The sequence below is a fragment of the Hyphomonas sp. UBA4494 genome (assembly GCF_002388935.1).
In the GTDB taxonomy this organism is placed as follows: Bacteria; Pseudomonadota; Alphaproteobacteria; order Caulobacterales; family Hyphomonadaceae; genus Hyphomonas.
Map to the genome: position 1 here is coordinate 22,351 of NZ_DGNK01000018.1, position 14,873 is coordinate 37,223.

The window sequence follows — 14,873 nt, forward strand, 5'->3', positions numbered from 1 at the left end:
CCATGCTGACGCCTCGGCGTATCGTCATCGGGATAGCCGCAGTGTTTGCTGCGGTTGTCCTGATGGACTGGGTACTGCCGCCGCCAATTGACCGCGCGGGAGAAATCTCCGCGCTGGTGACCGACCGGGAGGGCAAGCCCCTGAGGGCCTTTCCGACCGAAGACGGACGGTGGCGGTTCCGCGGAGATCTCGATAAGATCGATCCAGAGTTCATCGAGGCGCTGCTTCGGGTCGAAGACAAACGTTTCTACAGCCATCGCGGGACAGATTGGACGGGGCTCGGCCGGGCTGTGGCAGACTCGGCGCGCGCCGGGCGGATCGTGTCTGGGGGCTCCACGATCACGATGCAGACTGCGCGCCTGCTGGAACCTCGGGACCGCAATGTCGGGTCCAAGCTGATCGAGATCGCGCGCGCCTGGCAGATCGAACGTCGCTTGTCGAAAGATGAGATCCTCGAACTCTACCTTACGCTGACGCCCTATGGCGGCAACCTGGAAGGTGTGCGGGCAGCGAGCTGGAGTTATTTCGGGCACGAGGCTGACCGCTTGTCCGCTGACGAGATCGCACTGCTGATCGCCCTGCCGCAATCGCCCGAAGTGCGCCGCCCGGATCGTCGGCCACACCAGGCGCAAAAGGCGCGCGATTGGGTCGCAACCAAGCTCGGTTGGTATGGTGTTTTCAGCGAGGCTGATGTGGAGGATGTAGCTACATCGCCGGTCCCGACGCGGCGGCGTGATTTTCCGATGCGTGCCTGGCACGGCACAGAGAAAGCGCTGGCGAGCGGATCGCGCGAGGATGTGCGCGCCACGCTGGATGCGGGTCTTCAGGCTGAACTCGAATCCATGGCCTTGCGCAAGGCTGAGGCGGAAGGCCCTGACGTTCAGGTCTCGGCGATTGTGGTTCACATTCCGACACGTGGTGTGCGCGCCCTGATCGGATCTGCCTCCCGGGACCGGGCAGGGGGCTGGCTCGACCTGACCGCGCAAGCTCGCTCGCCGGGCTCCACCTTGAAACCGTTCATCTACGCCATGGCGTTCGATGACGGGCAGGCCGCGCCGGATACGCGCATTTCCGATCTACCCAAACGGTTTGCGTCCTACCAGCCGGAAAACTTCGACCGGATGTTTCGCGGTGATGTGCGGGTTTCGGATGCTTTGCAGCATTCGCTCAATGTGCCGGCGGTGCTTATGCTGGATCGGGTCGGGCCAGAGCGGTTTGCGGCGCAGCTCGCGCTGGCGGGCGCGCGACCACGTATTGGCGGCGGCGCAAATCACGACGCTGGCCTTGCCCTCGCGCTGGGCGGTGCAGGCCTGACAGCGCGCGAATTGGCCATCCTCTATGCTGCTCTGGGCGATGAGGGTGTGGCCAAGCCTCTGGTCTGGCGCGCCAGTCAAGAAGCTGCAAGTTATGAACGGATGGGACGGCGGCTGGTCAGCGCCGAGAGTGCGTCAGATATCGTCCGTATCCTGCAAAATGGTCCCATGCCGGAAGGCCGCATGCCAGGGCGCCTGACTGCGGGCGCGCCACAAGTTGCTTTCAAGACCGGCACATCGTACGGCTTCCGCGACAGCTGGGCAGCCGCAGTTTCCGGCGAACATGCCATTGTCGTCTGGGTTGGCAGGGCCGATGGCGCGCCGCGACCTGGCAAGACCGGCCGGGTGACCGCATTGCCCTTCCTGTTCGAGATTGCTGACCGAACTGCCCATCATTTACGAGATGAAGGCGAAGCTCGCACACGCCTGACCACGCAACGCAAAATCGAAACACGCGGCGCGCTACATGACTTTTCGCCTGAAGCGCCGCCCGAAATCCTGTTTCCACCCGCGAGCGCGGAATTGTGGGCCGGCAGTGTTGATGGCAAGTCGGCCCGGCCCTTTGTATTGGCTGGACGCGGGGAGGGGCGCGTCTCTTGGTATATCGACGGAAAGCCCAGCCAGATCGATGATGCCGGTGCGCCAGTCTGGCAGCCGACGCAGGCGGGATTTTACACGATTACGGCCGTCGATCAGAGCGGTCGGTCCAGCCGGGTCAGGGTCCGTGTGCTGATGGGGCCGTCCTGACATACTTCCTGCCATGCCAATCAGCCTCATTGCTGACGCAGTTTGGCAACACGCAGGCAACACATTTATGTTAGGACTGACTTTCTGGCCTTCACGGCGGACGGGAGACCGCCATATGACGGACAGAACGCAGCGTGTGTTTGCTGCGACTGTATAGAGTATCGGGAACTGCCATGCGTATGCCATCCGCCCCCACCTTCACCATCGCCGCTGGCTTGGCCGCCATGGCGCTTGCGTTCTTCTCGAATGCGGGCGCGCAGGACCAACCCCTGGCAGAAACGGCCCCCAAGCGGCTGTCTTCGGCCATTTTTGCGGGCGGGTGTTTCTGGTGCGTTGAGTCTGATTTCGACAAGGTTGATGGCGTGATCGACACCGTGTCCGGTTATACGGGCGGTGAAATCGCCAATCCGACTTACAAGCAGGTCTCCAAGGAGAACACCGGCCATTACGAGGCCGTAAAGGTTACCTACGATCCGGATCTGGTCAGCTACGACACATTGGTCGAGTATTTTTTCCGGCACGTGGATCCCACAGATCCCTATGGTCAGTTCTGCGACAAGGGCGACAGTTATCGTACCGCGATCTTCGTCAACACTGATGACGAGCGCGCGGTGGCTGAAGTCGAGATTGCCGAGATCGAGACGTCAGGTGTGCTGAAGGACCCCATCGTGACGCGGGTGATTCAGGCCGAAACATTCTGGCCCGCCGAAGATTATCATCAGAATTATTACAAGAAGAACCCGCTCAAGTATCGCTACTATCGCGCTTCATGTGGCCGGGATGGCCGGGTCGAAGATCTTTGGGGCGAGTCAGTCGGTCATTGATCGGTTGGTGATGGGCAGGGCTCAGGCTTGAATTCCGTCTGTCCATCAAAACGTTCCTCCCATTCGGGTGTCCGGTCCTGACGGTCATATCCGTTACCCAGATAAAGTTGGAATTCCCGCAAGATCGGGCATCCATTGCTACGCGTTCCAAGCGGAATTGAAATTTCGCCCACATGGTCAAAGGACTGGAAATCGCTTCGCAGTTTCGGGCGCATGCCGGGATGTAGCGACGCGATGAGTACGCGATTGGCCAAACCGCCCTCAAGTGGCTGGGCCTCTGAAAAACTCTTCGGTCCGGCATAGCGGCGCCATGAAATCATCGGCGTGGTGCGCTCGCGTGCGTAATAGTCCAGGCCGTGCCAGGCTTCTCGCTCATCCACGAGCACTGAGGTTGCGCCAAGTGCATCGGCGCGCGCAAACAATTGCTCAGCGGCGCTATCCCAGCCACGAGTGCGTTTGAGGGCGTTGTCGAAACCAAGCGAGGTCGACAGGGAGGCGGGCAGTAGCGCGAGGGTCAGCAGGGCCAGCATCAGAGCAGCGTGCAGAGACAAACTGGTCCAGAGCAGGCCGGACGGGGAATGGCGCACAAAATGGCCGTAACCCAGAATGGCTGCTGCGACTATGGCACCAATCAACAGGCGCGTGGCGAATGACACATCCGGCGCGAGCAGAAAAGCGACGAAGCTGACCGCTGCAATGATGTACCAAAGTTTGCGATTTGGCTTTGCGCGGGCGAGCCATGAGGCCACCAGCACGCTCGCGGCCGGATAGGCAGTTGCAGCCCAATTGGCATTGGCGCGCGACAGGACCGCTTGTGCCATGATGATCAGCAAGACCGGCAGGATAAAGCAGAGCAGCCAGCGGTCCCGGCCCATGATGCCATCATCCTCGCTACGCATCACAAAGATGCCGAAGACGAGCGCAAGGAAACTGATCGGCCCGAACACGCCGAGCTGATCGACCAGGAAGGTGAGGGCGTTCTCAGGATTGATGAGGTCGCCGCCAAGATTGGCATTGTCGACCGTATGGCTCACCGTCTTGAAATCATTCGCGGCATTCCAGGCGAGATGCGGCGCAAAGATCGCTGCTGCCACGGCCAAGGCTGCAAGGCCTTTCCAACTCAGCAAGGCACGGCGACTCTGTACGTCGATCAACAGGACCAGCACGATGCCGATCGCGAAATAGAGCATCGCGTATTTCGACAGGAAGCCGAGCCCGACCGCGACGCCGAGACCCAGCGCGCTGACCCATGCGCCTTGCCCGCTGCGCAACCGCCACAGAGCCCAAAGGGCGGCGCACCAGAAAGGGATGAGCAAGCCATCTGTAGAGATCACGACAGAAGACAGTATGACAGCCGGCATCAGTGCATAGCCGAGGCTGGCAAACATGCCGACACGCGCACCGTACATATCTCGCGCAAGGAAATAGATGAAGGTGGCACCGGCGGTGTGCAGGAAGGCGGCGGGAAGCCGGACGGCCCATTCTGCATCACCCAATACAGCTGTCACAGCATGGATAATCCACGCAATCATCGGAGGCTTGGAATAATAGCCCCATTCCAGCGTATCGCCCCAACGCCAGTACTGCGCTTCGTCTGCATATAGGTTCAGGGGGGAAATGCCTGTGAATACAACCCTCAGTACAAGCAGCATTGCCAGCACGGCGAATGTGATGGTCTGCCAGCGGCCAGGCGATTCGGATTCCTCGACGGTCATGGGGCGTTATTCCTTCTCAACTTGAGACTTATGCCGCCCCTCCGAGATGGAATATACCCCGAACCGCACGCATTCTGCGCATGTCCGCCTCCAAACCGTGTCTTTTTTGCATCGCAACATATCGATCCACCGTGATCGCAGCCTTATGTGCTGAACCTTCAAGATCTTGTCACTAATCTGTCATCCGGTGTCGTTATCCGACCCGCAGTACCGGCGACCCGCAAGGGGCGGTTGTCGGCGCATCACCGACTAGGGGAATAGTCATGACAAATTGGACCACTTTCGGGCGTGGGGCAGCAGTATCTGCCATTGCGCTGAGCATGGCCGGCGTCGCTATGGCGCAGGTTACAACTTCAGCCGTCCGCGGCGCAGTGACCGATGATGACGGCCAGGCCGTATCCGGTGCGCTGGTTACCATCACCGATCCTTCCACAGGGCTGACACGGACTGCGACGACCAACCAGACCGGTCTGTACAGCATCCGCAACCTGCCTGTTTCCAGCGGCTATGTCGTTACGGTAACTTCGTCAGAGTTTCAGGGCCAGTTCATCGAAGATGTTGGCCTGAACCTCGGCGATGCGACCCAGGTCGACTTCACGCTCACCAATGATGGTGAAGCGCGTCAGGAAACGATCGTTGTTACGGCTTCCGTCTCCGATCTCGCGCCGACAGCTGCTGGTCCTTCGGCGACCTTCGGCCTGGAGACGCTGCAGAAGGCCCCGGCCATCAACCGCAACATCACGGATGTCCTGCGCCTCGACCCACGCATCTATGTTGACGAATCCCGTGGCGACATCAACGCAGTCCAGTGTGGCGGTAAGAACTCCCGCTTCAACTCGCTGACCGTTGACGGCATTCGCATGAATGACAATTTCGGCCTGAATTCGAATGGTTACCCAACCGAGCGCATCCCATTTTCTTATGATGCCATTGAGCAGGTTGCGGTCGAACTGGCTCCCTTCGATGTGCAGTATGGTGGCTTCTCCGCCTGTAACATCAACGCGGTCACGAAATCCGGTACGAATGAATTCCACGGCTACCTCTTCGGCGACTACACAAATGACGGCCTGCGTGCCGACAGCCTCGAAGGCGACGACATCACGACGGGTGAATACGACGAAACCCGCTACGGCTTCGGCGTCGGTGGTCCGATCATCAAGGACAAGCTGTTCTTCTTCGCGGCCTACGAGAAACTTGACGGCGTGAACCTGTTTGACCGCGGCGCGATCGGCTCCGGCGCTGTCAACGAAGTGAACATCACTCAGGCCGAAGTCGATGAGATCCGCAACATCGCCATGGAACTCTATGGCTATGATCCGGGCACGATCCCGAGCAGCGCTGATAACTCCGACGAGAAGATCCTGGTCAAGCTCGACTGGAACATCAGCAACGATCACCGCGCATCCTTCACCTATAACTGGAATGATGGTTTCAACATCGCCCAGTCGGACGGTGACTCCGATGAGCTGGAATTCTCCAACCACCTTTATGAGCGTGGCGCGGAACTGACGTCCTATGCCGGTTCGCTTTATTCTGACTGGACGGACAATTTCTCCACTGAAGTCCGTGTTGCTTATTCCGAGCTGGACAATCGTCAGATTTCCGTCGGCGGTACCGATTTCGGTGAGATCACCATTGAGACCGACGATGTTGACGTCTATCTCGGTGGCGACGATTCCCGCCAGGCAAACAAGCTGTACTACGAGACCCTCAGCCTCGCGCTGAAAGGTTACTACTCGACGGGCAACCACAATTTCAGCTTCGGCTATGAGCGTGAAGCCCTCGACGTGTTCAACATGTTCGTCCAGCACGTCGAAACCGAAATCGACTTCGATGGTAATCCGTCCTCTGGCGGAGCATTCGACGATGCGATTGAAAACTTCCGTCTCGGCATCGCCGACAACGTGAACTACAACAACTCTCCAACAGGCGATCCGAATAATGCGGCTGCTGACTGGGGATATGAGATCAACACGCTGTACGCCCAGGACGAAATCGACTTCGGCAACGGTATCGTGGTGATCGGTGGCCTGCGCTACGACTGGTACACGACCGACGACGCACCTGAAACCAATGCAGACTTCCTGGCTGACTATGGCTTCACGAATGGTGAGACCCTGGATGGTGAAGGCCTGCTTCAGCCACGTCTCGGCTTCGAGTGGGACTTCTCCGACAATCTCGACTTGCGCGGTGGTGTCGGCCTCTACTCCGGTGGCAACCCGAACGTGTGGCTGTCCAACACCTACTCAGCAAACAACGTGCTGCAGTTCGGTTCGGACGGTGGTGCATTCGGTCTTGAAAATGGCGTGACATCGCTCTTCGATATTGACTACGGTCTTTGTGAAGACGGCGTGCCGACTGGACCAGGCTACTGTGTGCCACAAGACATGATCGACGCTGTCGCAGCTGGCGAAGGCTCGAACTTCGAGATCAACTACCTTGATCCGAACTTCGAAATTCCATCTGAGCTGAAATTTGCTTTCGGCGGTACATACTATGCTGACGCGCCTGGGCTCGGCGGCGAGTATGTCCTCTCGGGCGACATTCTGTACACCGTTGCTCAAGATAGCGCTGTCTGGATCCGCGGTGATCTCGAGCAGACTGGCACAACCACAGTCGACGGTCGCGAATACCCGACCTACAGCAGCGTTCGTGAGGCAGCCTTCGTGCTGACCAATGCGAAAGAAGATGCCAAGTCTCTGCTGGTTTCCGGCTCGATCTCGAAGTCCTATGACTTCGGTCTCGACTGGGCCCTGGGCTACGCCTACACGGACGCAGAAGATGTTCACCCGATGACGTCTTCGGTGGCCTTCTCGAACTATGTCAGCCGGGCATTTGGCGATCCACAGGATGTCAGCGCCGCAACGTCTGACTACAACACCAAGCACCGCTTCACGGCACTTACCAATTATGAACGCGCTTTCTTCGGCGACAACATGACCACGTTCTCGGCCTTCGGCCAGGCTGTGTCGGGTCGTCCATACAGCGTGGTTTACGGTGGTGACGCGAACGGTATCAGTGGCTTCAACCCTTACCTCGAAGGCAACCCGTACCTGGCTGCTGGTGCAGAGCGTAACGGCGAAGAAGGTTCCTGGTGGGGCAAGGTCGACATCAAGCTTGAGCAGGAATTCCCTGGCTTCCTTGATCACAAGGCTTCCGGCTTCATTGTTGTCGACAACTTCACAAATCTGCTGAACGACGAGTGGGGCGTACTGCGTGAGCCTGGCTTCCCGGCGGTTTGTACGGTTGGTGACTTCCAGGCTGGTGATTGTGAATCTCGTCAGGGCGACGCGTCGCGCTACGAAATTCGCTTCGGCCTGCGCTACGAGTTCTAGTCACTCGGAACTCCGAAACTCAAAATCGGGAAGGGCGGCTCTGAGAAGAGCCGCCCTTTTCCTTTGGAACAAGGTGTGGCATGGCGCGCTCAATGTCTGACATGAAACCTCATCTCCTGCCCGAATGGGCCCCTCATGCTGCTCTCTGGGTTGGCTGGCCGCGTCTTCTTGAAGAGTGGGGCGGCAACCTTGAAGGTCCACGCAAAGATATCTCCGGATTCATCCGCGCTGCATCGGACTATGTGCCGATCCGGGTCGCGGTAGGGGCGGATGAAGCCGAGGCAACGGCGGGTGCAGCCGTAGGTGATTGCGCTGAGGTCTGCCGAATTCCGACCGGTGACATCTGGATGCGCGACACCGGGCCAATCATTACAGGAACGGGCGATGCGCGCCGCGCGCAGGCCTTCCGCTTCAATGGCTGGGGCGGAAAATACCTGATGCCGGGCGACACGGAGACGGCGACGGCCATTGCGCAGCACGAAGGCATTCCGGTTTCGCAGCACGAGATGGTTCTGGAAGGCGGGGGCATTGATGCGGACGGCACAGGCCGCCTGCTGACAACCGGACAATGCCTGCTCAATCCAAACCGAAATCCGGGTATGGATCAGGCCGAGATCGAGATGGCGATTGCCGAGGCGCTCGGCGTACTGGAATTCATTTGGCTCGGCGACGGCTTGCTCAATGACCATACAGATGGCCATGTCGACAATATCGCCCGTTTCATCGCGCCGGGACATGCGATCTGCCAGCATCCATCGGGCGCAGACGACCCGAATGCTGATACGCTGCAGGAGATTGAAACAACGCTCCGCAGGGCTGGGCTCGAGGTTACCACCATTCCATCACCAGGGCTTGTGGAAGACGAGGATGGAAATCCGATTCCGGCAAGCCATATGAATTTCACAATCACGAACGGCGCGGTCCTCGTGCCCGTCTACGAAGATCGGTACAGCCTTGTGGCGCTGGCCGAATTGAGTGCTTTATTCGAAGGACGCAAGGTGATCGGCCTGCCGGCACGCAATATCCTCAATGGCGGGGGCAGCTTCCACTGCATGACCCGCGAAATTCCAGCATGATTTCCAGGAGCGAGCCATGCCCCGTACCCTAACGCTTGCCTGCATCCAGTTTACGCCATCAGACGATGTGCAGGACAATATCGACCGCGTGGCGGAGCGTGTGCGCGAGGCCGCAGAGCAGGGGGCCGACGTTGTGCTGCCGCCGGAACTCTTCACGGGGTACTATTTCTGCAAGACACAGGAAGAAGAGCATTTCGCGCGCGCCTATCCTTGGCGCGAGCATCCGGCTGTCGAGCAACTGTCGGCGCTGGCCGAGGAACTTGGCGTCGTCATCCCCGTCTCAATCTATGAGAAGGACGGTCCGCTCTATTACAATTCTCTGGTCATGATCGACGCGGATGGGTCGCCTCTGGGCGTATATCGCAAGAGCCACATTCCGGACGGGCCAGGCTATCAGGAAAAATACTATTTCCGCCCAGGCGATACCGGGTTTCGCGTATGGGACACAATGAAAGGCCGGATTGGTGTGGGAATCTGCTGGGACCAATGGTTCCCGGAAGCTGCGCGCGCCATGACGCTAATGGGCGCGGATGCGTTGATGTACCCGACAGCGATTGGCGCTGAGCCGCAGGATGCGGCCCTTGATACGGCCGCCCGCTGGCGCCGCGCGATGCAGGGCCATGCCGTCTCGAACACCATCCCGGTCGTCGCGGCAAACCGTGTGGGCGATGAGGAAGGGCAGATCTTCTACGGAACCAGCTTCATCGCGGACCCAACCGGCGAGATCGTGATTGATTTCGGTCGTACCGAACAGGGCGTGCTGGTCGCAGAATTCGATCTGGACGAAATTGAACGCGAACGGGCCGCCTGGGGGTTTTTCCGGGATCGGCGGACCGACCTCTACGATATTCTCACCTAATTTCGGCGAAGCGGCGGATCATTGCGGACGAAGCGGGTCTCTTCCCGTTTTTCCGGCTTGGGCGCTTTCAGGTCGGCCACGCGAATGATGCCGGAATCCGAGGCGTAGTCTGCGGCGAGGCTGGTGAGAACCGTGTCGAATTCGTCGAAACTGGCGCGCCGATCCAGATTTGGGTCGAAGCGAGCCGGATTTCCCAGCGTGTCGTCGCGGGTCGGCTGGCTTTCCGCCCATGAGAGCTGTTCGAGCGGGCTGAGATAGCCGTCCTTATTGGAATCGGCCTCAAGGAAGGCAGCCTCAATGCCCGTGGCGAGTTCTTCCGGGGTGACATTGCCATCCAGGTTGGCATCGAAACTGACAATCAATCCACCTCCCGCCACAAGGCGTTCTGGGACATGTCCATTCGCTTTGGCACCGCGTCTTGTCGGGCCGGGATAAGACTGTCCCGGCAGGCGCACAAGATCGTCGCCCTCATCTTCGGCACCGGCAGATGCAGGTGCACCAAGGAAAACGAGTGCCGCAGCGGAAAGGGCCAGGGCCAGATTGCGCATGAAGAGACTCCCAAGAGGTTTGAGGGATCAGACTATGTCGGTGTGGCGTTTTTGCAACATGACGTTTCAGTTATCTTGTCTGGACATCGGTCTGGCATTAGCGTCTCGTTAACGCCGCCTTAACGCAAAGGGAGCAATCCGTTAACCAGTTGCGGCCGCCGACCGGTGGTCGATTCGTGCGATTTGGATTGAAGACACTATGGCAATCACGGCGGACCAGGTCCCTATCATCATGTCTGCTGGTGCGACCGCGCTGGGCCTCGCCGCCTTGCTATGGGCGCTGCGCGTGTCTGATGGGGCACGTGGCGCGGCGCGAAAATACAAAGACCGGTCATCCGATCTCGAGACTCTTCTGGCAGAGCACCGCTCAATCCTTGGCGCTCACCCGGGCGTAATCCTAGTCTGGCAGGGTGAAGCGCTTGAGCCCGACAGTGAAGAAATGACCCCGCCGGAGCTTTACGGTTCGCCGGTGGCATTGGCCGGCTTGCTCAGCTTCACCGATGATGCGATTTCGCCCGATCCGGCGGTGCGCATCATCGAAGGTCTTGCCGACCTCGAAGCGCGTGACAGTTCCGGACAGGACACCACGCTGCGGATTCGCATGCGCGAGCTGCGCGATACCGGACAGGCCTTCTCGCTCACCATCATCGGGCCGTCTGGCCGCTTCCTCGAAGCCGACGGGCGGACGGCTGGCGCGCGGGCTGTCGTCTGGGTCACAGACACGACCATCAAGGGACTGGAAGAAAGCTCCGCCCGCGGCAAGCTGGAAGAGGCGCGCCAGGTTATCGCGCGCGATCCCACTGCCTTCCTCGACATGTTGGGCAAGGCGCCGTTCCCGGCTTGGCGCGTATCCGGCATGGGCAAGCTGCAGTGGGTGAACCCGTCTTACATTGAGGCTGTCGATGGGGTGAACCTCGACCGCGTCCTGGATCGCCAGATCATGCTGGACCAAGCTTCAGCTGACCAAGCCCGCAAGACTATTTCTGAAGGCGCCGACATCGACGATACGCGTCATATGGTCGTGAACGGAGAGCGGCGTGCCATGCGTGTGCTGACCTTCCCTCTATCCGGCGGGGCAGGGGCGATGGCGTTCGATGTGACCGCCCAGGAAAATGCGCGCGAGGAACTGAACCGCCATGTTCGCGCGCATGACGAGACACTGAACCATGTTGCCGATGCTGTCGCGATCTTCGGGGCGGATCGCAAACTGACCTTCTACAACAAGGCCTTCCGCGACATGTGGGACCTCGATGAGAGCTTCCTGCTGGACCGCCCGAACCACGGCCAGTTGCTGGACCGCCTGCGCGAGCGTCGCAAGTTGCCGGCCCGTACAAATTACGCTGAATGGCGTGCTGAGGAGCTGTCCTACTACCTCGATATTGATGGGGTAAAGGAAGATACATGGTCACTGCCGGATGACCGGACTCTGTCCGTCACACGCCAGCGCCACCCGATGGGCGGCCTGTTGCTGTTGTTCAAGGACATCACAGGCGAACTGAACCTTCAGACCAAGTTCAATGCCATTGTGAAGACGCAGGCGTCCACGCTCGACAATCTGCACGAGGCAGTTGTCGTGTTCGGCGGCGACGGGCGGCTGAAACTGTTCAACAAGGCTTTTGAACGTCTCTGGTCCCTGGACCATGACGAGTTGAAAGACCATCCGGACTATAGCGATGTGATCGAGGACTGCGTTCCGCTGTTCCATGACCTGGATGTCTGGGACGCGATCAAGGGCCATATTACGGACCCGTCCGCCCGCGCACGCCAGTCCACCACCGGAGAGATGCGCAGGTCTGATGGATCTATCCTGACATATCTGACCCATCCGCTGCCGGATGGAAACACGCTGATCGCCTTTGCGGATGTGACGGCCACACGCAGGGTTGAGTCCGCGCTGAGAGATCGGGCTGAAGCATTTGAGGCTGCGGACCGTCTGAAAACGGAGTTCGTGCGCAATGTGTCCTACCAGCTGCGGTCGCCGCTGACGGTCATCTTTGGCTATGCTGAACTGCTGGAAACAAAGCGCAATGGCGATCTGACCGAGCGCCAGACAGACTATGTCAGCGCGATCCTGTCAGCTTCCGACCACCTCTCGAAACTGATCGAGAACATTCTCGACCTCGCCATGATCGAAGCAGGCCGTATGGATCTCGATCTGAAGGATGTGGATCTCAGCCATGTCATCGAGGAAAGCATCGACATGGTCGTATCCAAGGCAGAGGACACGCAGATTGCCGTTCGCGCCGACATCAAGGGCAAGCTTGGAGTCATTCGGGCGGATGAGCGCCGTATCCGGCAGGTCTTGTTCAACCTCATTTCCAATTCGCTCCGCTTTACCGAATCCGGTGGTGAAATCGTCGTCTCGTCCCAGCGCGTGGGCGACATGGTGACCCTGTCTGTGCGAGACAATGGCCGCGGGCTTGCAGCCGACAAACGTGCCACCAGCTTCGACAGTTTCGTTTCGGGCGACCAGCGCGGGGCCGGCCTCGGTCTTGCGCTCGTGAAGCATTTCATCGATCTGCACGGCGGAACGGTCGGTATGAAACCGGTCGATGGCGGCGGTCTGGAAGTGACCTGCTGGCTGCCGGTGAAGGTCACGAAAGTTGTGCAGAACCAGGAAATGTTGCTGACTGAGAGCCTGCCAGCCTGATTATCTGAGGGCCTGTTTAGGACGTCTCACAAACAAGTTTACTGACTTTCTGCGCGCCATGCCTACATGTTGGTTTGACAAAACCAAGCAAGAAGGCACGCAACATGGCTGACGATACCTATATCCCACCGAAGGTCTGGAAATGGGATGCTGAGAGCGGCGGGCGTTTCGCCAGCATCAACCGGCCGATTTCGGGCGCGACCCATGACAAGGATTTGCAGGTTGGGAAACATCCGCTGCAACTCTATTCGCTGGGCACACCGAACGGCGTTAAAGTCACTGTAATGCTCGAAGAACTGCTCGCGGCGGGTCATTCCGGCGCTGAGTATGATGCCTGGCTGGTCAACATCATGGAGGGCGACCAGTTTTCCAGCGGATTTGTTTCTGCCAACCCGAACTCCAAGATCCCGGCCCTGATGGACCATTCGACCAATCCGCCCACCCGCGTGTTCGAATCCGGATCGATCCTTCTGTACCTGTCAGAGAAGTTTGACGCTTTCCTGCCCAAGGATCCGCGCAAGCGCACGGAAGCGCTTTCCTGGCTGTTCTGGCAGATGGGATCGGCGCCTTATCTCGGCGGTGGCTTTGGCCATTTCTACGCATATGCGCCAATCAAGATCGAATACGCGATTGATCGGTTTGCAATGGAGGTGAAGCGGGAACTGGACGTGCTGGACAAGCGGCTCGCCGATAATGAATTCATGGCTGGCGACGAGTACTCGATTGCAGATATGGCAATCTGGCCCTGGTACGGCGCTCTGGCGTCAGGTGTCGTGTATGATGCGGGAGAATTCCTGCAGGTTCACGAATATGAAAATGTCCAGCGCTGGACCAAGCAGATCGCCGAACGTCCGGCAGTCAAGCGTGGCCGCATGGTGAACCGCACTTTTGGCAAGCCGGAGACCCAACTGCGCGAACGCCACGACGCCAGCGATTTTGATACCAGGACCAAGGACAAGCTGGATCCCGAAGGCTCCAGCTGATCCTGTCTTTGGTCAGGATTTCTCGAATTTGAGAATGTAGCGATCCGTCTGTCTCCGGATAGACGGATCGAATACGTTCAGCGTGCCATCGTCGCCGGGATTCGCGAGTAGGTCACTCTCCTCAACAAGGACGAGGCCGACATCGCCCATCATTTCCATCAAGGTGTCTTGCGCCAGCCGATGTGTCACGCCGCCAGTTGTTGCGGGCGCACCGTCAGGCGCGCGGTGATCAATCACGACGAAATGCCCGCCGGGTTTCAGGACGCGTGCGATTTCGGAAAAGGCGACTTCCGGATCTCCGAGTGCACCCGGCTCCGCGCCTTCCGGCGTGTACCAGAGCTCATGTGGACCGAGAAACCAGGTTACGAGATCCACCTCCATATCGCCAATGGGTTCGAAATCATCGAACGATGTCTGGATGTGAGTCACGTTGATCAGCCGGCCATCCATGCGTTTCTCGACCGCATCGCCGAGGAAGGTTTCAAACTCTGGTGGGTTCTGAAGGTAGACTTTTCCCTCTTCGCCCACGACCAGTGAGAAGAGTTCGGTATAGATGCCGCCGCCAGCTTCCATATCCAGCACTGTCATGCCCGGCATTACTCCGGTGAATGCAAGGATCTGCCGCGAATTGCGAAGCTCATACTGCTCGAAATCATCTTCCGGTCGACCATCATGCACGAAGACGGAATCGTAATCGAACGCAGGGACGGTAGTTTCCGGCATTGTTGGCATGCTCTCGGGAATCGGCGCAGCACATGCGGCCAAGCTCAAGCAAGCAGCTGCGAAACTTAGTGAATGTCTCATGGGAATGTCCTCTGTCCGC

The 14,873-nt window shown here is 58.9% G+C and carries 10 protein-coding genes; 7 read left to right on the forward strand and 3 right to left on the reverse strand.

Annotation, left to right across the window (positions count from 1 at the left end; genetic code table 11):
* Positions 1–2 precede the first annotated feature (2 nt).
* A complete protein-coding gene (gene pbpC / locus B2P82_RS07275; RefSeq protein WP_290496109.1) occupies positions 3–2,060 on the forward strand; it encodes a penicillin-binding protein 1C in 2,058 nt (685 codons plus the stop codon).
* A 173-nt stretch (positions 2,061–2,233) separates the two neighbouring features.
* Positions 2,234–2,884: a peptide-methionine (S)-S-oxide reductase MsrA gene (gene msrA, locus B2P82_RS07280; protein WP_290496111.1), complete on the forward strand. Its 651-nt coding sequence runs from the start codon at positions 2,234–2,236 to the stop codon at positions 2,882–2,884.
* On the opposite strand, the gene B2P82_RS07285 is transcribed toward msrA, so the two are convergent.
* The gene (locus tag B2P82_RS07285) at positions 2,878–4,599 is read right to left on the reverse strand and encodes an ArnT family glycosyltransferase (RefSeq protein ID WP_290496112.1); all 1,722 of its coding nucleotides are present in this window, start codon (positions 4,597–4,599) and stop codon (positions 2,878–2,880) included. The genes msrA and B2P82_RS07285 overlap by 7 nt on opposite strands.
* Positions 4,600–4,862: 263 nt before the next feature.
* Here B2P82_RS07285 and B2P82_RS07290 point away from each other — a divergent pair, with 263 nt between their 5' ends.
* From B2P82_RS07290 to aguB, 3 genes are all read left to right on the forward strand, one after another.
* Positions 4,863–7,934, forward strand: coding sequence for a TonB-dependent receptor (locus B2P82_RS07290; RefSeq protein WP_290496115.1), 3,072 nt, complete (start codon positions 4,863–4,865; stop codon positions 7,932–7,934).
* Between the two features lie 92 nt (positions 7,935–8,026).
* Positions 8,027–9,010: an agmatine deiminase family protein gene (locus tag B2P82_RS07295; RefSeq protein WP_290496117.1), complete on the forward strand. Its 984-nt coding sequence runs from the start codon at positions 8,027–8,029 to the stop codon at positions 9,008–9,010.
* Positions 9,011–9,026: 16 nt separating this feature from the next.
* Positions 9,027–9,869, forward strand: coding sequence for an N-carbamoylputrescine amidase (gene aguB / locus B2P82_RS07300; RefSeq protein WP_290496119.1), 843 nt, complete (start codon positions 9,027–9,029; stop codon positions 9,867–9,869).
* On the opposite strand, the gene B2P82_RS07305 is transcribed toward aguB, so the two are convergent.
* Positions 9,866–10,417 (reverse strand): EF-hand domain-containing protein, encoded by a 552-nt coding sequence (locus tag B2P82_RS07305; RefSeq protein ID WP_290496121.1) that lies wholly within the window; start codon positions 10,415–10,417, stop codon positions 9,866–9,868. The two genes, aguB and B2P82_RS07305, sit on opposite strands and share 4 nt — an antisense overlap.
* 199 nt (positions 10,418–10,616) lie before the next feature.
* On the opposite strand from B2P82_RS07305, the gene B2P82_RS07310 reads away from it, so the two are divergent.
* Together B2P82_RS07310 and yghU are read left to right on the forward strand one after the other, a co-directional pair.
* Entirely contained in the window at positions 10,617–13,067 is a 2,451-nt protein-coding gene (locus B2P82_RS07310; protein ID WP_290496122.1) for a sensor histidine kinase, read from the forward strand.
* A gap of 104 nt (positions 13,068–13,171) precedes the next feature.
* The gene (gene yghU, locus B2P82_RS07315) at positions 13,172–14,050 is read left to right on the forward strand and encodes a glutathione-dependent disulfide-bond oxidoreductase (RefSeq protein WP_290496124.1); all 879 of its coding nucleotides are present in this window, start codon (positions 13,172–13,174) and stop codon (positions 14,048–14,050) included.
* 12 nt (positions 14,051–14,062) lie between these two features.
* On the opposite strand, the gene B2P82_RS07320 is transcribed toward yghU, so the two are convergent.
* A complete protein-coding gene (locus B2P82_RS07320) occupies positions 14,063–14,773 on the reverse strand; it encodes a class I SAM-dependent methyltransferase (RefSeq protein WP_290496126.1) in 711 nt (236 codons plus the stop codon).
* Between the last annotated feature and the right edge of the window lie 100 nt (positions 14,774–14,873).